Raw genomic sequence first — 19,339 nt, forward strand, 5'->3', positions numbered from 1 at the left:
CGGCGTCGATCGGCCCTTGCCTCGGCTGTTGTTCCCGAGCCGCGGGTGCGGAGGCCGCCAGGGGCGCAGGTCGCGGACCGAACCGGCCGGACACCGGGCGCCCGGGCCGGATCAGCGGATGCTCACCAGGGTCATCGCGATCACCATGGCCACCGCCAGGAGAACGCCCAGGCGTCGCAACATGTCCTGCATGTCGCGGAGATCCTCGGGGGGTTCGTTCTCGGGGTCGGACCACAGCATGCTCCCGATCGTGCGACGACGGGGCGGCCGGACGCCTGAGTACGCGTACTCAACTTGCGGGCATCCTGTGAAAACGGCCCCGGTGCCGTCCCTGTCGTGCGCCGCCCCGCCGTGCCCGGGGGAGCGGCCGTCCCGGGACGGATCAACGGGCTCCGTCCAGGGCCCCGTCCAGGACCCCATCCAGGGCAGCGACGGCCGCGACGGCCTTCGAGGCGCCTCGAGGCCCTCCTGGGCGCGCCGGGGCAGCGCGTGTGTCCGTGAGCGGTCCAGGCGCGCTTCGTCGCGGTGGGCCGTGCCGTGCGCGACGGCGGTGTGGCGGGACAGCCGGCCTGTCCCACGGTGTCGCCGTGCTTCACGGCGGTGTCCGGGGCGGCCCGCAGACACGCGTCGCACTCGCCCGTCCGGTCCCGCGCGCTCACCTCCGCGCGGGCCCGCTCGGCGGCGTACTCGCCGAGCAGATCGTGGAAGCCGTACCGCTCGGGCGCCGGATTCCGTAGGAGGGCGGCGTCGGCCATGTGGCCAAGCGGCCGGGCGGCCTCGGGCGTGGGGAGGCCGAGCAACGCGGCCGCCGACCGCGGGGTCAGCTCGTGCCCGGGCCACAGGCCCAGCAGCCGGAAGGCGCGGGCGGCGGCCCGCTCGCCGGTTCCTTCGCCGTCCCGCATGGCGACGTAGCCCATGGCGAGGGTCGCGTGGACGTCCAGGGCGCCCACGCTCGGTTCCCGCAGCCGGTCCGAGCCGGAGGCCGGCCGTCCCGTGACCAGGGAGAGCGGCCACGTCCGCCGCGAGGCCGGCCTGCCGCCGACGCCCACAGGGCCGGCGGCAGCCCTCCACAGCGGTCCAGGAGCGCGGCGGCCGCGGCCGGCTCCTCCAGCACCCGCCGGGTGCCGCACAGCGCGCTCAGGAGCGCCTGCTGGTCGGAGCGGCCGAGGGGAGACAGCGGGACGAACGCGGCGTCGGGCAGGTCCGCGAGAACGTGGCGGCTCGTGACCGGCACGGCGCTGCTGCCGCTGCCCGGCAGCAGCGGGGTGACCTGGGCGGCGGCCCGTACGTTATCGAGCACCAGCAGCATCCGGCGTTCGGCCGTGACCGTGCGGAACAGCGCGGCGCGGTCGTCGGTGTCGTCGGGCAGCGATTCCGGGGCCACCCCGAGATCCGACAGGAAACGGGTCAGCAGCTCACGGGGCTCGCGCTCCCGGCCCCCACAGCGCCTCGACGACGGAGTCCTTCGACACCGTACGGCCCGCCTGGAGCAGCAGCGCGGCCAGCACGACGCGGACCTTGGGCCCTCCCACCGGTAGTTCCCGCGTCCCGTCGTGCACCACCAGCGGACCGAGCAGTCCGAACGCCGTCATGGCACCCCTTGCGGCCTTGCCGGGCAGCGCCGTTCGCCGAGCCCATTGGATTCAGACGCCTCAACCGGCCTTGGGGCGGGGGTAGTTGTTCAGGAAAGCCAAGATCCCCCCGGGGACAGGGTCCACAGGGGGATCAAGGGTGTCGGTGTTCGCGTCCGGCCGCGGGTCTAGCCCGGCCAGTAGCTGCGGCCCCACGACGTCGGGCCCGGCTGCGGGAGCCGGTGCGCGGCGACGCGGGCGGGGTCGGACCAGGAGTCACGCGGCCCGGACGCGCCGGACGGGGCGTCCGCCACCGCCGCGGCGCGTGCGCGGACCACCGCCAGTGCGGCGGCCAGCTCCTCGGGGGTCGGATTGCCCCGTACGACCTTGATCGTCATGTCTGCTCCCAGGATCCGGGTCTGCGGGGGTTCTAGAGCGGGATGTTGCCGTGCTTCTTCGGAGGCAGCGACGCCCGCTTCGTGTGCAGTTGACGCAGGCCGCGTACGACGTGGGAACGGGTCTGCGAGGGCATGATCACGCCGTCGATGTAACCGCGCTCGGCCGCCGTGTACGGGTTCAGCAGCGCGTCCTCGTACTCCTGGATCAGCCGGGCCCGGGTCGCGTCCTGGTCCTCGGCCGCGGCGATGGTGCGGCGGTGCAGGATGTTCACCGCGCCCTGCGCGCCCATGACCGCGATCTGCGCGGTGGGCCAGGCGAGGTTGAGGTCGGCGCCCAGGTGCTTGGAGCCCATGACGTCGTACGCGCCGCCGAAGGCCTTGCGCGTGATGATCGTGATCAGCGGGACGGTCGCCTCGGCGTACGCGTAGATCAGCTTGGCGCCGCGCCGGATGATGCCGCCGTACTCCTGGTCGACGCCCGGGAGGAAGCCGGGCACGTCCACGAAGGTCAGGACGGGCACGTTGAACGCGTCGCAGGTCCGCACGAACCGCGCGGCCTTCTCGCTCGCGTCGATGTCCAGACAGCCGGCGAACTGCATCGGCTGGTTGGCGACGATGCCGACCGGGTGCCCCTCGACCCGGCCGAAGCCGGTGAGGATGTTCGGCGCGAACAGCGCCTGCGTCTCGAAGAACTCGGCGTCGTCCAGGACGTGTTCGATCACCGTGTGCATGTCGTACGGCTGGTTCGCGCTGTCCGGCACGATCGTGTCCAGCTCGCGGTCCTCGTCCGTGAGGGAGAGGTCCGCCTCCTCCGGGAACACCGGGGGCTCGCTGAGGTTGTTGGACGGCAGGTACGACAGCAGCTGCTTGACGTACTCGATGGCGTCCTTCTCGTCGCCCGCCATGTGATGGGCCACGCCCGACACGGCGTTGTGCGTACGGGCGCCGCCCAGCTCCTCGAAGCCGACGTCCTCGCCGGTCACCGTCTTGATGACGTCGGGACCGGTGATGAACATGTGCGAGGTCTGATCGACCATCACCGTGAAGTCGGTGATGGCGGGGGAGTACACCGCGCCGCCCGCGCACGGACCGACGACCAGGCTGATCTGCGGGATGACGCCCGACGCGTGCGTGTTGCGGCGGAAGATCTCGCCGTACATGCCGAGAGCGCTCACGCCCTCCTGGATCCGGGCGCCGCCCGAGTCGTTGATGCCGATGACCGGGCAGCCGGTCTTCAGCGCGAAGTCCATCACCTTCATGATCTTCTGACCGAAGACCTCGCCGAGAGCCCCGCCGAAAACGGTGAAGTCCTGGGAGAACACGGCGACCGGGCGGCCGTCGACCGTGCCGTAGCCGGTGACCACACCGTCGCCGTACGGGCGGTTCTTCTCCAGACCGAAGTCGGTCGAGCGGTGCCGCGCGAACTCGTCGAACTCGACGAAGGAAGCGTCGTCCATCAACAGTTCGATGCGCTCACGAGCCGTCAACTTGCCCTTGGCGTGCTGCTTTTCGACGGCGCGCTCCGAGCCGGCGTGCGTCGCTTCCTGGATGCGGCGCTGCAGATCCGCGAGCTTGCCCGCGGTGGTGTGGATGTCGGGGTGGTGCAGCTCTTCCGGCTCGGACATCGGGTTGCGGCTCCCTGCCTGATCTAAGGGGATGTGAGGGTGACTGCGCGTGAACGCGGGCTCAGAGCGGTGCTCAGAAGGGGGGCTTGCTACTCATCCGTAGCGTAGTGGCGTGCCTACCGTTCGGCAGTGCGGCGTTTACCACACCTAGGCTGGGTTGCATGACGCCGCGAGATGCAGCAGACGCGAACGACAACCGGTGGTCCGACCTGGACCGCCCGCCACTGAACGGGGCCGCACTGCGCAGGGCGCTGGTCCGCGACGGCGGCCTGTGGCGCGACGTGGAGGTGGTGGAACGGACCGGGTCGACCAACACCGACCTGGCCGCCGTCGTCACCGGAGAGAAGGGGGCCGACGAGGGCGCGGTCCTCGTCGCCGAGGAACAGAACGCCGGGCGCGGCCGGCTGGACCGCCGGTGGACCGCTCCGGCCCGCTCCGGCCTCTTCTTCTCGGTGGTGCTCAAGCCCGGCCCGGTCCCCGTCGAACGCTGGGGCTGGCTGCCGCTGCTCACCGGCGTCGCCGTCGCGACGGCGCTCTCGCGCTCCGCGGGCGTCGACACGGCACTCAAGTGGCCCAACGACCTGCTGGTCACCGTGGACGGCGAGGAACGCAAGGCCGGCGGCATCCTCGCCGAGCGCGCGGGCTCCGACGCGGTCGTGGTCGGCATCGGCATCAACGTCTCGCTGCGCGCCGAGGAACTGCCCGTGCCGGGCGCCGGATCGCTGGCGCTCGCGGGTGCGACCACCACGGACCGGGACACCGTGCTGCGGGCCGTCCTGCGTTCCCTCGAGCAGTGGTACGGGCGGTGGCGGGACGCGGGCGGCGACCCCGTCGCCTCCGGGCTCCAGGAGGCGTACGCGGCCGACTGCGCGACGCTCGGCCGCACGGTGCGGGCCGAGCTGCCCGGGGGCCGGTCGGTCGTCGGGGAGGCGGTGGCCCTGGACGGGGACGGACGTCTCGTCATCGCGACGGCGGACGGCGTCCAGGAGCCGGTGGGGGCGGGGGACGTGGTGCATCTGCGTCCCGCGTGAGGCGGCGCGGACATGAGTGGTCCAGACCTTCGGCACCGTCCCCGGCCTCGCTCCCGCCATCGGGAGTGAGCCAGCGCACACCTGCCGTAGAGTTGAGCGCGGTCGAACCTGACCACGGCAGATCGGAAGGGCAGCAGGAGTGACCGTCGACGACACCGGCTCCGGCACGGGTGCCCATCCCGCCCCCGGCGGCGAGCCCGGCCGTACCGCCGGGCCGGTCACGGACGCGACCCGCGCACGGGCCTCCGCGGACGGCGAGACCCGGCAGGACGCCCGCCCCGACGCCGGGACCGGCACCCGCCCGCAGGACCGCTCGAACCACCGCCCGGAAGACGGCTCGGAAGCCCGCCCGGAAGCGGGAGGCGGCCCCTCCGGGGGCGACCGCGTCGACGCGGGCAGCGACACCCGCAGGGCCGCGGACCACGGCACCGACGGCGGCGACGCACGGCCGGACGTCCGGCCCGAGGCACGGCCTGACGCCCGGCCCGAGGTACGACCCGACGCCCGGCACGAGGCGAACGGCCGGGTGGACCTCCAGGCCGAGCCGGACTCAGGTGAGGACCCGCTGGCGCTGCGCCTCGAGGGGCTGATCCTCGGCGCGGAGCGCCGCTACACCCCGTTCCAGGCGGCGCGCAGTGCCGGCGTCTCCATGGAGCTGGCCTCCCGCTTCTGGCGGGCGATGGGCTTCGCGGACATCGGCCAGGCCAAGGCGCTCACCGAGGCGGACGTGCTCGCCCTGCGCCGCCTCGCCGGTCTCGTCGAGGCGGGCCTGCTGAGCGAGGCCATGGCCGTCCAGGTCGCCAGGTCCACCGGGCAGACCACCGCCCGTCTGGCCGAATGGCAGATCGATTCCTTTCTGGAGGGCCTGACCGAGCCCCCGGAACCGGGGATGACGCGCACCGAGGTGACGTACCCCCTGATGGAGCTGCTCCTGCCCGAGCTGGAGGAGTTCCTCGTCTACGTCTGGCGCCGCCAGCTCGCCGCGGCCACCGGCCGGGTCGTACAGGCGGCCGACGACGAGGAGATGGTCGACCGGCGTCTCGCCGTCGGCTTCGCCGACCTGGTCGGCTTCACCCGGCTGACGCGCCGCATGGAGGAGGAGGAACTCGGCGAACTCGTCGAGGCCTTCGAGACCACCGCGGCGGACCTGGTGGCGGCCCACGGGGGCCGGCTCATCAAGACCCTCGGCGACGAGGTGCTCTACTCCGCGGACGACGCCGGTGTCGCCGCCGAGATCGCGCTGCGGCTCATCGAGACGATGGCCAACGACGAGACGATGCCGGAGCTGCGCGTCGGCATCGCCTTCGGCACGGTGACGACCCGGATGGGCGACGTGTTCGGCACGACCGTGAACCTGGCGAGCCGGCTCACGTCGATAGCGCCGCGCGACGCCGTTCTCGTCGACGGCGCCTTCGCCGAGGAGCTGACCCGCACCGGTGACGCGCCCGCCTCCGAGGCGGAGGCGGCCGAGGCCGCGGCGGCCGCGGAGAAGGAGGGCGAGGAACCCCCCTCGTACCGCTTCGCGCTCCAGCCGATGTGGCAGCGGCCCGTGCGTGGTCTCGGCGTCATCGAGCCGTGGCTGTTGGCCCGCCGCGCCGACGAGACGTAGGACCCTCCGGTCACTGCTTGTCCTGGCCGGGTGACAGCAGCCCGTTGACGCAGATTCCGACGATCGGTACGCACACGTCCGGCGGCCGGTGGGACGGCGCCGGAGTGGTCGGGGCCGGGGACGCGCTGTGCGGGGGAACCTCCGCTGTCGGGGTGGCCGTCGGCGTCGGCCGGGCGGCCGGTGCTGTCGTCACGGGGGCTGTGGGGATGCCGGTGCTGCCCGGTGCCGGTGCGACGGGGTCCTCGCCGCGAGCCGCCGGGACCGCGGCCGCCGATGTCGGGTCCGGCGCCGGGATCCGGCCCGTGTCCGAGGTGGGTGCCGGGCTCGTGCCGCCCATCGCGGGGCTCGCCGGTGCGGCTCCGGCGCCCGTGGGCGAGGGCATGGCCGCGACGGCGGGGACGGCGTCGCCCGCCGTGTCGTTGTCCGTGGCCGTCGCGACCGGCTCGGCCTCCGCGTTGCCGCCGGCCGTGCCCCCGGTCACCGCGTCCGGTGTCATCCGGGCGAGGCTCAGCACTCCCGCGGCGAGCGCGAGCCCTCCTACGGCGAAGAGCGCCCGGCGCCGGCGGGGCTTGCGGTGCCGGCCCCGGACGGTACCGAGCCGGACGGGCGCGGGCTCATCGCCATCGGGCTCAGCGCCACCGAGCTCGTCATCACCGGGCTCGTCGCCACCGGGCGCGTACGCGGTGCCGCGCACGCCACCCGCCCGCGCTGCCGGAACGATCCCTCGCCCCCGCCCGGCAACGCCCGCCGCCTCCTGCCCACCCACCACGTCAGCGCCCTCACGTCCCCGCGCCCCGGCTTCCGCCGCTTGGCTGCTACGGGCCTCGGGTGCCCCGGCGCCCGCGGTGTGAGCGCCGGTCGCGGCAGCGGCGCGTTCCCGCAGCCCGGCTCCCGTTCCCTGGGTGCTACGGGCCTCGGCTGCCCCGGGGTCCGCAGTGTGAGCGCCCGCCAGTGCCGTGGCTTCGCGTGTCCGCGGCCCGGCTCCCGTTCCCCAGGTGCTACGGGCCTCGGGTGCCCCGGCGCCCGCGGTGTGAGCGCCCGCCGCGGTTGCGGCTTGGCGTGTCCGCGCCCCGGCTCCTGTCCCCTGGGTGCTACGGGTCTCGCGTGCCCCGGCTTCCGCCCTGTGAGGGTCCGCCGCGGCTGCGACCCCGCGTGCCTGACCCGGGGCGTCCGTCCCGGGTGCGGGGGCCCAGGCCTTCGCGGCCCTTTCCGGCGTGGTCCCGGCCTTGTCCGTGGCGGCCGGTTCGGAACCGGGCCTCGTCGTGGCTCCGGGAGCCGCGGGCTGCGGGGCCTGGACGCGGGTCGAGCCGGCGGCGGCCGGACCCGGCCTCCTGACGGTCTCCCGGACGGCGCCCGTCCCGATGGCGGACGTCGTCACGGCGGGCGCGTCCTGGGTCTCCCGCGCGGTGGCGCTCCGCGGCGCCGGGGCGGACATCGCCCGGTTGAGCGGCGTGACCCGGATCCACCGGTCGTCCGCAGGCGCGGCCCCGGCCGCCGAGGGGTCGGGCCGTCGGCCGGGCCAGGCGTCCGCGGTGGCCTCGGAGGCCGCCCTCTGGGCCGGCGGTCGCGTGAGTGCTGGTCGCGGCCCCGGCCGGGTGCCCGCGGCCTGCGGTGTCTCGCGGTTCGTCATGGTCGTCCCTCCCCGGTGAGCCGGTGTCCCTGATGCGCTGCGGCGGTGCGCAGGTTATGCACGGTCAGAGGGCGCAGAAACGAATTTGGGCGCCAAGTCACTCGAACGAGGAGGTATGGCCCGAGGGCGCGGGTTTCGCCGGACGGCCCGGGCTGCGATGATCGGGTCATCGATTGTTAACCCGCGTTAACCGGGAGGGTGTCATGGCGGAGCACGAGGCGGACCAGCCGACGGAGCCGGCCGAGCGGAGGTTCGGGGAGTTCGTGGCCGTACGGCGGCACGGGCACGTCGCCGAGCTCGTCCTCGACCGGCCCAAGGCCATGAACGCCGTGTCCACGGACATGGCACGGTCGATCGCCGGCGCCTGTGACGCCCTCGCCGCCGACCGGGACGTACGCGTCGTCGTGCTGACCTCCACCCACGAGCGTGCCTTCTGCGTCGGCGCCGACCTGAAGGAGCGCAACTCCTTCACCGACGCCGAACTCGTACGGCAGCGCCCCTTCGCGCGGGCCGCGTACACCGGCGTCCTGGAGCTGCCGATGCCGACCGTCGCCGCCGTTCACGGCTTCGCGCTGGGCGGCGGCTTCGAGCTGGCGCTGTCCTGCGACCTGATCGTGGCCGACCGTACGGCGGTCGTCGGGCTGCCCGAGGTGTCCGTCGGCGTGATCCCCGGAGGGGGTGGTACGCAACTGCTGCCGCGCCGGGTGGGTGCCGCGCGCGCCGCCGAGCTCATCTTCTCGGCACGGCGTCTGGAGGCCGCCGAGGCGCGGGAGTTGGGACTGGTGGACGAACTGGTGGAGGCCGGACAGGACAGGGCGCAGGCACTAGGCCTGGCCGCCCGAATCGCCGCGAACTCCCCGGTCGGGCTGCGGGCCGCCAAGCGTGCGCTGCGCCTCGGTCACGGACTCGACCTGCGCGCCGGCCTGGAGGTCGAGGACGCGGCCTGGCGGTCCGTCGCCTTCTCCGGCGACCGGGCGGAAGGCGTCGCCGCCTTCAATGAGAAGCGCAAGCCGGAGTGGCCGGGGGAGTAGCCCGCGGGACCGGGGCCGTACGTCTGTACCCCTGTTCGCCCCACCGATGTCCCGAATATGGGCAAATATACCTAGCCTGGGGTGATGGGTGAGGACAGTCGGCTGAGGGCCGTGGTGACGCTGGCGCAGGGGATGGCGGCGGCGCACACCCCGCGGGAGTCCTGGCGGGCCGCGGCGCTCGGCTCGTGTCACGCGCTGGCCGGGAGCTTCGCCGCGCTCTCGGTGTGGGAGCGCGAACTCGGCCGGCTGCGGGTGCTGGCCAACGTGGGCGACCGCGCCCCGGACGAGGACGAGTTCCCCGACGGGGAGGCCTATCCGGTGCACCAGTTCCCCGAGATCGCCGAGTTCCTGCACGAGCGCTGGGCGGCCGGCGGCGAGCCCAACGCCTGGGTGGAGACCGCCGAAGGCCCGGCGGCCGGTCCCGCCGGGTACTGCCACCAGCGTGTGGCCGCGCTGCGCAGACGCGGCCGCGGCTGCTGCGTCGTCGCGCCGGTCGTGCTGCACGGGCGGGCGTGGGGCGAGCTCTATGTGGCCCGCCCGGCCGGAGCCCCCGTCTTCGGCCGGGAGGACGCCGACTTCGCGACCGTCCTCGCCTCCGTCGTCGCCGCCGGGATTGCCCAGACCGAACGACTGGAGGAGGCCAGGCGTCTCGCCTACACCGACTCCCTGACCGGGCTCGCCAACCGCCGCGCCGTGGACGTACGGCTCGACGAGGCGGTCGAGCGGCACAAGGAGAAGGGTGCCGTGGTCAGTCTCGTCGTCTGCGACCTGAACGGGCTCAAGCGTGTCAACGACACCCTGGGGCACGCCGTGGGCGACCGGCTCCTCGAACGGTTCGGGTCGGTGCTCTCGCTGTGCGGGGCCATGCTCCCCGGCACCCTCGCGGCGCGGCTGGGCGGTGACGAGTTCTGTCTGCTGGCGGTGGGCCCGCCGGCGGACGACGTGGTCCGTATCGCCGGTGAACTCTGCTGCCGCGCTGCCGAGTTGGAGCTCGGGGAGGGAGTGGCGTGCGGGGTCGCCTCGACCGGGGACCCGATCGGCCCCGTACGGTCGGCGCGGCGGCTGTTCCGGCTGGCGGACGCGGCCCAGTACCGCGCGAAGGCCGTACGGGCCGCGAAGCCCGTGGTCGCCGGGCGCGAGGGCCCGGACGATCTCGTCGTACGGCTCGCGGACGCGCCCTCGCCCACGGCGGGCGAACGCCGCAGATTCCGCGGACGCCAGGACCGGCCCCGTACGTGACGGCGCCATGACCGGCCCCGTGCCTGACGGCGACGTCGCCGGCCCCGTGCCTGATGGCGGCGCCGACGGCCCCGTGCCTGACGGTGGCAGGGCCGGTCGGTCCGTGACCCGGCCCGGGTGGGCGGGCGCTGTGACGTACGCCGGAGTAAGGGGTCAACCCGCCATCCACTAGTGACATCATTGAATTCACTGCGTACGCTCCTGAATATGGATATGCACACTGTGGTGGTGGGGACGTCCGGAGTGACCGCGTCCGACGTTCTCGCCGTGGCGCGCGAAGGCGCCCGGATCGAGCTCTCCGACGAGGCGGTGGCGGCCCTCGCCGCGGCCCGCGCGATCGTGGACGCGCTGGCCGCGAAGCCGGAGCCCGTGTACGGCGTCTCCACCGGCTTCGGCGCCCTGGCGAGCCGGCACATCAGCCCGGAGCTGCGCGCCCAGTTGCAGCGCAACATCGTCCGCTCGCACGCCGCCGGCATGGGCCCGCACGTCGAGCGCGAGGTCGTCCGCGCGCTGATGTTCCTGCGGCTCAAGACCGTCTGCTCCGGGCACACCGGTGTGCGGCCCGAGGTCGCGCAGACCATGGCGGACATCCTGAACGCGGGCATCACCCCGGTCGTGCACGAGTACGGCTCGCTCGGCTGCTCCGGCGACCTGGCGCCGTTGTCCCATTGCGCCCTGACCCTGATGGGCGAGGGCGACGCCGAAGGCCCCGACGGAGTCGTGCGGCCCGCGGGCGAGTTGCTCGCCGAGGCCGGCATCACCCCCGTCGAGCTGCGCGAGAAGGAGGGTCTCGCCCTTCTCAACGGCACCGACGGCATGCTCGGCATGCTGGTGATGGCCCTCGCCGACCTGGAGACGCTCTACAAGTCGGCCGACGTCTCCGCCGCGCTCTCCCTCGAGGCGCTCCTCGGCACGGACAAGGTCCTCGCCCCCGAACTGCACGCCATCCGCCCGCACCCCGGCCAGAGCGCCAGCGCCGCCAACATGCTGGCCGTGCTGAAGGGTTCGGAGCTCACCGGACACCACCAGGACGACGCCCCGCGCGTCCAGGACGCCTACTCCGTGCGCTGCGCCCCGCAGGTCGCCGGCGCCGGCCGCGACACCCTCGCGCACGCCCGCACGGTCGCCGAGCGCGAACTGGCCTCCGCCGTCGACAACCCGGTCGTGCTGCCCGACGGCCGCGTCGAGTCGAACGGCAACTTCCACGGCGCCCCGGTCGCCTACGTCCTCGACTTCCTCGCCATCGCCGCCGCCGACCTGGGCTCGATCGCCGAGCGCCGCACCGACCGGCTGCTCGACAAGAACCGTTCGCACGGCCTGCCGCCGTTCCTCGCGGACGACGCCGGCGTCGACTCGGGCCTGATGATCGCCCAGTACACGCAGGCCGCGCTGGTCAGCGAGATGAAGCGGCTCGCCGTACCGGCGTCCGCCGACTCGATCCCCTCCTCCGCCATGCAGGAGGACCACGTCTCCATGGGCTGGTCGGCAGCGCGCAAGCTGCGCACCTCCGTGGACAACCTGACCCGCATCGTGGCGATCGAGCTGTACGCCGCCACCCGCGCGATCGAGCTGCGTGAAGGTCTGACACCGGCCCCGGCCTCGCGGGCGGTCATCGACGCGGTCCGCGCGGCCGGCGTCCAGGGTCCGGGCCCCGACCGCTTCCTCGCCCCCGACCTGGCGGCGGCGGACGCGTTCGTGCGCGCGGGCGGTGTCGTGGCCGCGGTGGAGCCGGTGACCGGACCGCTGGCCTAGGGTCCCCTTGTACGAGGGCAGGGCGCGCTCCTGCCCTCGTACGAGCGGCACGTCCGGGCCCGTGTACCACCGCGCACCCCGCCTCGCACTCCCGCCCCGGCGTGTGCTACTGTCTCATTGATACGTTTTTGGTACCCATTTACTTTGTGCGCCTGATCGGAATCCTCCGCAGGCGCGTTTTGTTTTACCGGCATCTCCGGCATTACCCGGTGCATCTCCGGATGGGGCCCCTACCTGTTCAGGAGAACAACATGGCTACTGGCACCGTGAAGTGGTTCAACTCGGAAAAGGGCTTCGGCTTCATCGAGCAGGACGGTGGCGGCCCGGACGTCTTCGCCCACTACTCGAACATCGCCAGCTCCGGCTTCCGTGAGCTCGTCGAGGGCCAGAAGGTGTCCTTCGAGGTCACGCAGGGCCAGAAGGGCCTTCAGGCGGAGAACATTCTCCCCGCCTAGTTCGAACGCGCTTTTCCAGAGCCGGGTCCCGCGCCTTCGGGTGCGGGTCCCGGCTCAGCGCTGTGACAGCTCATGCAGTCGGTGAGCGCTGTATGTGCAGTCCGTGGGCCCAGGAAGGAAACCCGAATCCAGCATGACTCGATCCGAACGTCCCGTCCGTAAGCGGCCGGCGAACACACGCGCCGACCGTACCGGCAGCTCCGCGAGGAACGCGGGCCGGAGCGCCGGCGCCCGCAAGGTCGCCCCTCCGCAGGAGTTCTCCCTGCCCGAGACGATCACACCGGCGCTGCCCTCGGTCGACTCGTTCGACGCGCTGGACATGCCGGCCGCCCTGACGAAGACCCTCGCCGCCCAGGGCGTCACCGAGCCGTTCCCGATCCAGGGCGCCACCCTGCCCAACTCCCTCGCCGGGCGCGACGTGCTCGGCCGGGGACGCACCGGCTCCGGCAAGACGCTCGCCTTCGGGCTCGCGCTCCTCGCCCGCACCGCCGGCCGCCGCGCCGAGCCGCGCCACCCGCTCGCGCTCATCCTCGTCCCCACGCGTGAACTCGCCCAGCAGGTCGACGACGCGCTCACGCCGTACGCCACCGCCGTCAACCTGCGGGTGGTCACGGCCGTCGGCGGGATGTCGATCGGGCGCCAGGCCGGCACGCTGCGCCGCGGTGCCGAGGTGCTCGTGGCCACCCCCGGGCGGCTCAAGGACCTCATCGAGCGGGGCGACTGCGCCCTCGGCCAGGTCGCGATCACCGTGCTCGACGAGGCCGACCAGATGGCCGACATGGGCTTCATGCCGCAGGTCACCGCGCTGCTCAAGCAGGTCGAGCCGGGCGGCCAGCGGCTGCTCTTCTCGGCCACGCTCGACAAGAACATCGACCGGCTGGTCAAGATGTTCCTCACCGACCCCGTGGTGCACTCCGTCGACCCGTCCGCGGGCGCGGTGACGACCATGGAGCACCACGTGCTGCACGTGGCCGACGAGACCGACAAGAAGGCCGTCGCCACGCGCATCGCCGCCCGCGACGGCCGGGTGATCCTCTTCGTCGACACCAAGCGCGGCGCCGACCGCTTCACCAAGCGGCTGCTCGCCAGCGGTGTCCGGGCCTCCGCCCTGCACGGCGGGCGCAGCCAGCCGCAGCGCAACCGCACCCTCGACCAGTTCAAGAACGGTCAGGTCACCGCCCTCGTCGCCACCAACGTGGCGGCGCGCGGCATCCACATCGACGACCTCGACCTCGTGGTCAACGTCGACCCGCCGACCGACCACAAGGACTACCTCCACCGCGGCGGCCGTACGGCCCGCGCCGGTGAGTCCGGCAGCGTCGTCACCCTGGTGCTGCCCGAGCAGAAGCGTGAGATGACGCGGCTGATGGCGGACGCCGGCATCACGCCGCGCACCGCCCGCGTCAAGTCCAGCGACGAGGAGCTCGCCCGCCTCACCGGCGCCCGCGAGCCCTCCGGCGTCCCGATCGTCATCGAGGTTCCGCAGCCCGTCGTCGAACAGCCGAAGGCGCGGAGCAAGACGCGGCGTGCCACCGGGGGCGGGGCCAGGCGCCCGGCGGTCGCCGGCGGCGACACGGCCGGACGCACGGGCTCCGGGTCCGACGGCCAGGCCCGCGGACAGCGCGCCGGGCGCTCGGGCGCCGGGACCGGTGGCACGGCCACCGGACGCCGCGCGAGCACCGGGGGAGCCGCGGGCCGTCGTACGGACGCCGGCGCGGGCCGTCGTTCGGAGGCGGGAGGCTCGGCCACGAGCCGTCGCGGTGAGTCCGGAGGCGGCGCGGGCCGTCGTACGGACGCCGCCGGCGGCTCGGGTGCTCCTCGCTCCGGCGGTCGCGGTCGTGCTCCGCAGCGCGGTGGTCAGAGCGGCGGCCAGGGCGGTGGCGGCCGCAGGGCCGCCTGACCCGACCGGGCACGTTCGTCTTCGTCGCGGCCCCGTGTCCCGCAGGCATCCGCCTGCGGGACACGGGGCCGCCGCGTGAACGGCCCACGCCGGGTACGAGGGTCAGACGTCGCCGAGGAACCCCGGGTCCACCCCGTCCAGTTTCAGGGCGAAGTCCCGGTGCAGGCCGAGCAGTTCGGCAAGTGGCACCGCGCGACGGCTGGTCGACATGAGGTCGCGCCGCGCCTCCGCCGACCACAGGAACGGCACCACGGACAGCCCCTGCGTGCCCGTGAGGGCGCCGGACTCGGCCCGCCAGCCGGGCCAGCGCAGGGTGTCGTAGAAGTTGTCGGTGCCCTCGTCGAGGAGCCACTGGAGCCAGGCCGCGTGGCCCACTTCGAGCGCCTCCCACTTCAGTGAGTCCGGCGCGAAGTACACGACCTCACCCGGGTGACCGGGACGCCCAACGGACTCGGGAGCGGGGCCGTTGAGGACGAACACCCCGCCCAGCACGTCGTGTCCGACGACGAGCCCGCCGTCCAGCGGGCGCCAGTGCGGATCGAAGTACTCGGGAAATCCGTTGACCTCGGCCAGCGAGGGCAGGTCCGTCGTCCCGCCCGGCAGCCCCGTCGGAGGTTCCTCGGCCGGACTGCCGTAGATCCGCAGCCATCCGCTGTCCAGCACCACACCGCCGCAGTTGAGCACCATCCCGCCCAGCCAGGACCGAGCGGTGACCTGGAGCTGGTGCAGACTCGCGCGGCCCAGGTCGGTGTCCACCGGGGGAACGTCCATGGACACCCCGCTGGCGGCGAGCGCCTTGGACAGCAGCGGCCAGGCGGGTTCCTCGACGTCGGTCAGCTCGCTCAGCTCTCGCATGGCTTCCCTGTGAGTTGTCAGGCGCGTGGTCGATGCGCTCAGTAGGCAATCATGCGCTCTCGGCGCACGGAATACGTCACGAATCCGGCGCCCAGACCGAGGAAGAGCGTGCCGCCGACCAGATAGGGCGTCGTGTCCACGGCGCCGGTGTCCGCGAGCCGGGTCCCGTCGTCGCCGGAGAGTGTGCGTGGACCGGTGTCGTCCGATCCGGCGGACATCCGTGTCGTGGCGGTGACGGTCGGCGCGGACGTCGGCGCAGTCGAGCTCGGTGTGGGTACGTCCTGGGACGCGTTGGCGGACGGGACGAACCACAGGGCACCCAGGAGGGTCCCCGCTGCGGTGGCGGTCAGCAACGATCGACGTGCGGCGGACACGAAATATCGATCCCCTTGTGGCGCTTGCGAATTGGCCGTGTGGGCCGATGCTAATGAAAGGCGCGGGTCGTGGGAAAGTCGCGCATGCCACGGGCCGTACGCTCCCTCCCATGAGTACCCCTGAGACTTCACAGTTTGTCCGGCTTCGTGTGGAACTCGTGCTGGCGATCGACGACGCCGGCGCGGTCACCCGGGCCGCGCTGGGCCGGATCGGCGACGACGCGGACATGCCGGCCGATGAAAAGGCGCACGCCGAGGGCGCAGTGACGGAAGACACGGCTGAAGCCCTGGCTTATCTCGTCGACCCGTTCGACCTGGTCAGCGAGGTGCCCGGAGTCGAACTCGCGCAGGCTTCCTGGAGCAGCGAGCCCATCGACTACGACCCCGATTCGCCGGATTGGGACATCGACGAGGATGATGCTGACGAGGACGACGAGGAAGAAGTACGCGGCTGACGCGTCCGGGGAAGCACGACCCCGGCCGGTGACCGCCGTCCGGGGCTTCTTGTCCCCGGTGACGCTCCGGAGCCTCCGCGCCATCCCCGCCGCACCGCCCCGGTCCGTACGCCCGGACGCGGTGAACGTGGCGTGGGCCACACTTCCGTGTGAAGTGGAACGGGGCGAACCGGTTGCGACGTTGAGTGTAGTTACGGGACTCCCGTGGTCCTTTTCGGGAATCGGCAACGATGGAGAAGCGTGTGATGACGAACAGTAAGCGGCGCAGGCGTCTTATGACCGCGTCCGCACTGCTCGGCGGGGTGCTGGTGCTCTCTGCGTGCAGCGGAGGCGGAGGCAAGGCCGGCGCTTCGGGCGGTGGCGACCCCACGTCGCAGGCCAAGGTCGACGAGGCGGCGGCCAAGAAGACGTCCGAGGCCCAGATCAAGATCACGCCCAAGGACGGCTCCGACAACGCCTCGATCAACAACGGCACCGCCGTCACGGTCGCCAAGGGCTCGCTCACGTCCGTCTCGATGAAGACCGCGACCGGTGGCGACGTGGCCGGTCAGATATCGGCGGACAAGAAGAGCTGGAAGCCTCTCAACCGGCTGGAGCGCGCCACCACTTACAAGATCGCCGCCGAGGCCGCCGACTCCGAGGGCCGCACCGCCCACGAGAACGCGTCGTTCACCACCGTTTCCCCGGCCAACAGCTTCATCGGCAACTTCACGCCGGAGGACGGCTCCACCGTCGGTGTCGGCATGCCGGTCTCGATCAACTTCGACAAGGCGATCACCGACAAGGCCGCCGTACAGAAGGGGATCACCGTCTCCTCCAGCAGCGGCCAGGAGGTCGTCGGGCACTGGTTCAACGCCAACCGCCTGGACTTCCGCCCCGAGAGCTACTGGACCGGCGGCTCCACCGTCACCCTCAAGCTGAACCTCGACGGGGTCCAGGGCGCGAGCGGTGTCTACGGCGTGCAGCAGAAGACGGTCACCTTCAAGATCGGCCGCAACCAGGTCTCCGTCGTCGACGCCAAGACCAAGACGATGCAGGTCACCCAGGACGGCAAGGTCGTCAAGACCATCCCGATCTCCGCGGGCGCTCCTGACCACACCACGTACCAGGGTCAGATGGTGATCTCCGAGAAGTTCAAGCAGACCCGCATGGACGGCTCGACGGTCGGTTTCACGAACGACGACGGCAAGGGCGAGTACGACATCAAGGACGTGCCGCACGCGATGCGTCTGTCGAACTCCGGCACCTTCATCCACGGCAACTACTGGGGCGCGAAGTCCATCTTCGGCTCCGTCAACACCAGCCACGGCTGTGTGGGCCTCTCCGACACCAAGGGTGCCAACGACACCGCCACGCCCGCCGCGTGGTTCTTCGACCACTCGCTGGTCGGTGACGTCGTGGTGGTCAAGAACACCGGCGACAAGACCGTCGCCCCGGACAACGGCCTCAACGGCTGGAACCTGGACTGGGCGGCCTGGAAGGCCGGTTCGGCCGCCTGAGGCCGAGGCACGGACTGACGGCCCACTGAGGCCGAGGCGCGAACGAACACCGATGCGGCGGTGGCCCCCACGGGCCACCGCCGCATCGGCGTCTCCCATGGGTTTCTGGGCCCGGCCACAGCCTTCTCATGCTTCTCTTATTTCGGCCTTATTCCTTCATCACGCGCCGTAACTAGCTTGCGGCACATGTTCTTCACCTACCTGAGGCGCGAACTGCGCCGCCGCAGAAAGGCGGCCCTCGTCGTCGCCTCCGGGCTCGCCCTGGGCATAGCCCTGGTCATCGTGGTCAGTTCCGTGTCCTCCGGCATGGAGAAAGCCCAGGGCAAGGTCCTCCAGTCGCTGTACGGGCTGGGGACCGACATGACGGTCACCAAGGCCGCCGCGCCGGCGACCAGCACCAGCCAGCGCCCGCGCTTCAACTTCGACGCGAACGACAACAGCTCCAAGAAGGAGCAGAGCAGCGACCGCGTCATGGTCCAGGGCTTCCAGACCCTGGCCTCCTCGACCGTCGCCAAGGTGGACTCCCAGAAGGGCGTCGCGGACGCCGTCGGAGGACTGAGCCTCCAAGTCATCCGGGTCAACGGCCAGTTCACCCGGGGCCAGTTCCAGCAGGACCCCAACAGCCGTGACCAGGGCGGCGGCCGGGGCGGTGCCCAGCCCTCCCCCGAGGGCACCGTCAAGGGCGGCGGCGCGGCCTTCGACGTCAACAACTACTCGGTCTACGGCACCGACGTCACCAAGCCCGCCCTGGGACCGCTGACTTCGTCGAAGATCACCAGTGGCCGTACGTTCAAGACCTCCGAGACGAACGCCAAGGTCGTCGTCGCGGACAAGTCGTACGCCAAGGAGAAGAAGCTCAAGCTCGGCGGCACCGTCACCGTCAAGGGCGTCAAGTACAAGATCATCGGCATCGCGACGCCGGACAGCGGTGACGCGGCGGCCAACCTGTACATGCCGCTCCAGCAGGCGCAGACGCTCAGCGACTCCAAGAACAAGGTCACCACGATCTACGTCAAGGCGTCCGACTCGCAGCAGATCTCGGGCGTCAAGAGCACCATCCAGAAGAACATCTCGGGTACGACGGTCACCACCTCCGCGGACCTCGCGAGCACCGTCTCCGGCTCGCTGTCCACGGCATCCAACCTCGCCTCGAACGTGGGCAAGTGGCTGTCGATCGCGGTGCTCGTGGCCGCGTTCCTGGTCGCCGGTCTGCTCACCTCCTCCGCCGTCTCCCGGCGCGTGCGCGAGTTCGGCACCCTCAAGGCGCTCGGCTGGAAGTCGAGCCGGGTGACCCGCCAGGTGGTCGGCGAGGCCATCGTCAACGGCCTGGTCGGTGGAGCCCTCGGCATCGCCCTCGGTCTCGCGGGCGCCTACCTCGTCACCGAGATCAGCCCCAACCTCCAGGCACAGCTGGGCAGCACGGGCGGTGGCGGCGGTGGCCCCTTCGGCGGCGGTGGCGGTTTCGCCGGCCCCGGACGGCAGACCGCCTCCAAGGCCCTCGACGTCGCGCTCACCGCGCCCGTCAGCGTCAACACGATCGTCATCGCGGTCGCCCTGGCCGTGGCCGGCGGTCTGATCGCGGGCGCCTTCGGCGGCTGGCGCGCCTCCAGGCTGCGTCCCGCCGACGCCCTGCGCCGCGTCGAATAAGCCCCGCCCCTCACGTACTCACGTATCCCAGGAGTCAGCACCATGTACGAACTCAGAGGCGTCACCAAGCGCTATACGCGGGGCAAGGACACGATCAACGCACTCGACGGGATCGATCTGACGATCGGCGACGGCGACCGGCTCGTCATCCAGGGTCCCACCGGCGGCGGCAAGTCCACCCTGCTCCAGATGCTCGGCGGGCTCGACCGTCCCACCGCGGGCAGCGTCGAACTCGACGGCACCGACATGGCCAAGCTGTCCGAGGCGA

At 72.2% G+C, this 19,339-nt stretch carries 21 protein-coding genes; 13 read left to right on the forward strand and 8 right to left on the reverse strand.

Features of this window, described 5'->3' with window-relative positions:
- Window positions 1–111: 111 nt before the first annotated feature.
- Complete coding sequence (locus ABZV42_RS23400) at window positions 112–240, reverse strand: hypothetical protein (RefSeq protein ID WP_355975818.1); 129 nt, start codon at window positions 238–240, stop codon at window positions 112–114.
- A 347-nt stretch (window positions 241–587) separates the two neighbouring features.
- On the opposite strand from ABZV42_RS23400, the gene ABZV42_RS23405 reads away from it, so the two are divergent.
- Window positions 588–737, forward strand: a complete 150-nt coding sequence (locus tag ABZV42_RS23405; RefSeq protein WP_355975816.1) for a hypothetical protein — start codon at window positions 588–590, stop codon at window positions 735–737.
- A gap of 83 nt (window positions 738–820) precedes the next feature.
- On the opposite strand, the gene ABZV42_RS23410 is transcribed toward ABZV42_RS23405, so the two are convergent.
- The 4 genes from ABZV42_RS23410 to ABZV42_RS23425 form a co-directional block, all read right to left on the reverse strand.
- Entirely contained in the window at window positions 821–1,384 is a 564-nt protein-coding gene (locus ABZV42_RS23410; protein WP_356053404.1) for a hypothetical protein, read from the reverse strand.
- A gap of 31 nt (window positions 1,385–1,415) precedes the next feature.
- Window positions 1,416–1,592 (reverse strand): hypothetical protein, encoded by a 177-nt coding sequence (locus ABZV42_RS23415; RefSeq protein ID WP_356053406.1) that lies wholly within the window; start codon window positions 1,590–1,592, stop codon window positions 1,416–1,418.
- A gap of 167 nt (window positions 1,593–1,759) precedes the next feature.
- On the reverse strand, window positions 1,760–1,969 hold the full coding sequence (locus ABZV42_RS23420; protein WP_355975810.1) for an acyl-CoA carboxylase epsilon subunit: 210 nt from the start codon (window positions 1,967–1,969) through the stop codon (window positions 1,760–1,762).
- Window positions 1,970–2,001: 32 nt separating this feature from the next.
- Window positions 2,002–3,594: an acyl-CoA carboxylase subunit beta gene (locus ABZV42_RS23425; RefSeq protein WP_356053408.1), complete on the reverse strand. Its 1,593-nt coding sequence runs from the start codon at window positions 3,592–3,594 to the stop codon at window positions 2,002–2,004.
- A gap of 161 nt (window positions 3,595–3,755) precedes the next feature.
- On the opposite strand from ABZV42_RS23425, the gene ABZV42_RS23430 reads away from it, so the two are divergent.
- Together ABZV42_RS23430 and ABZV42_RS23435 are read left to right on the forward strand one after the other, a co-directional pair.
- Window positions 3,756–4,625 (forward strand): biotin--[acetyl-CoA-carboxylase] ligase, encoded by an 870-nt coding sequence (locus ABZV42_RS23430; protein WP_355975804.1) that lies wholly within the window; start codon window positions 3,756–3,758, stop codon window positions 4,623–4,625.
- A gap of 526 nt (window positions 4,626–5,151) precedes the next feature.
- Window positions 5,152–6,234: an adenylate/guanylate cyclase domain-containing protein gene (locus tag ABZV42_RS23435; protein ID WP_356053430.1), complete on the forward strand. Its 1,083-nt coding sequence runs from the start codon at window positions 5,152–5,154 to the stop codon at window positions 6,232–6,234.
- Window positions 6,235–6,244: 10 nt separating this feature from the next.
- Here the strand turns inward: ABZV42_RS23435 and ABZV42_RS23440 are convergent, their stop codons facing one another.
- On the reverse strand, window positions 6,245–6,928 hold the full coding sequence (locus ABZV42_RS23440; protein ID WP_356053410.1) for a hypothetical protein: 684 nt from the start codon (window positions 6,926–6,928) through the stop codon (window positions 6,245–6,247).
- Window positions 6,929–7,448: 520 nt separating this feature from the next.
- Between ABZV42_RS23440 and ABZV42_RS23445 the strand changes: the two genes are divergently transcribed.
- The 6 genes from ABZV42_RS23445 to ABZV42_RS23470 all read left to right on the forward strand — a co-directional run bounded on the left by ABZV42_RS23445 (window position 7,449) and on the right by ABZV42_RS23470 (window position 14,241).
- Window positions 7,449–7,883: a hypothetical protein gene (locus tag ABZV42_RS23445; protein ID WP_355975798.1), complete on the forward strand. Its 435-nt coding sequence runs from the start codon at window positions 7,449–7,451 to the stop codon at window positions 7,881–7,883.
- 184 nt (window positions 7,884–8,067) lie between these two features.
- Window positions 8,068–8,895, forward strand: coding sequence for an enoyl-CoA hydratase-related protein (locus tag ABZV42_RS23450; RefSeq protein WP_355975795.1), 828 nt, complete (start codon window positions 8,068–8,070; stop codon window positions 8,893–8,895).
- An 84-nt stretch (window positions 8,896–8,979) separates the two neighbouring features.
- A complete protein-coding gene (locus tag ABZV42_RS23455) occupies window positions 8,980–10,134 on the forward strand; it encodes a sensor domain-containing diguanylate cyclase (RefSeq protein ID WP_355975793.1) in 1,155 nt (384 codons plus the stop codon).
- Window positions 10,135–10,347: 213 nt separating this feature from the next.
- Window positions 10,348–11,886: a histidine ammonia-lyase gene (gene hutH, locus ABZV42_RS23460; protein WP_355976139.1), complete on the forward strand. Its 1,539-nt coding sequence runs from the start codon at window positions 10,348–10,350 to the stop codon at window positions 11,884–11,886.
- A 251-nt stretch (window positions 11,887–12,137) separates the two neighbouring features.
- Window positions 12,138–12,341, forward strand: a complete 204-nt coding sequence (locus ABZV42_RS23465) for a cold-shock protein (protein ID WP_261702157.1) — start codon at window positions 12,138–12,140, stop codon at window positions 12,339–12,341.
- Between the two features lie 133 nt (window positions 12,342–12,474).
- A complete protein-coding gene (locus ABZV42_RS23470) occupies window positions 12,475–14,241 on the forward strand; it encodes a DEAD/DEAH box helicase (protein WP_355975790.1) in 1,767 nt (588 codons plus the stop codon).
- 102 nt (window positions 14,242–14,343) lie between these two features.
- Here the strand turns inward: ABZV42_RS23470 and ABZV42_RS23475 are convergent, their stop codons facing one another.
- Together ABZV42_RS23475 and ABZV42_RS23480 are read right to left on the reverse strand one after the other, a co-directional pair.
- Entirely contained in the window at window positions 14,344–15,096 is a 753-nt protein-coding gene (locus tag ABZV42_RS23475) for a DUF2625 family protein (RefSeq protein ID WP_355975787.1), read from the reverse strand.
- 38 nt (window positions 15,097–15,134) lie between these two features.
- Window positions 15,135–15,470 (reverse strand): hypothetical protein, encoded by a 336-nt coding sequence (locus ABZV42_RS23480; protein WP_355975784.1) that lies wholly within the window; start codon window positions 15,468–15,470, stop codon window positions 15,135–15,137.
- Window positions 15,471–15,580: 110 nt separating this feature from the next.
- Between ABZV42_RS23480 and ABZV42_RS23485 the strand changes: the two genes are divergently transcribed.
- The 4 genes from ABZV42_RS23485 to ABZV42_RS23500 form a co-directional block, all read left to right on the forward strand.
- Window positions 15,581–15,925 (forward strand): hypothetical protein, encoded by a 345-nt coding sequence (locus tag ABZV42_RS23485; protein ID WP_355975781.1) that lies wholly within the window; start codon window positions 15,581–15,583, stop codon window positions 15,923–15,925.
- Window positions 15,926–16,155: 230 nt separating this feature from the next.
- Entirely contained in the window at window positions 16,156–17,424 is a 1,269-nt protein-coding gene (locus ABZV42_RS23490; protein WP_356053412.1) for an Ig-like domain-containing protein, read from the forward strand.
- Between the two features lie 186 nt (window positions 17,425–17,610).
- Window positions 17,611–19,071 (forward strand): ABC transporter permease, encoded by a 1,461-nt coding sequence (locus tag ABZV42_RS23495; RefSeq protein ID WP_355975775.1) that lies wholly within the window; start codon window positions 17,611–17,613, stop codon window positions 19,069–19,071.
- Between the two features lie 42 nt (window positions 19,072–19,113).
- Window positions 19,114–19,339 (forward strand): ATP-binding cassette domain-containing protein (locus ABZV42_RS23500; RefSeq protein ID WP_356053414.1); only part of this gene is annotated, 226 nt, incomplete at its 3' end.

Origin of the sequence: Streptomyces sp. NPDC005281 (assembly GCF_040607495.1) — a bacterium.
Classification (GTDB): Bacteria; Actinomycetota; Actinomycetes; order Streptomycetales; family Streptomycetaceae; genus Streptomyces.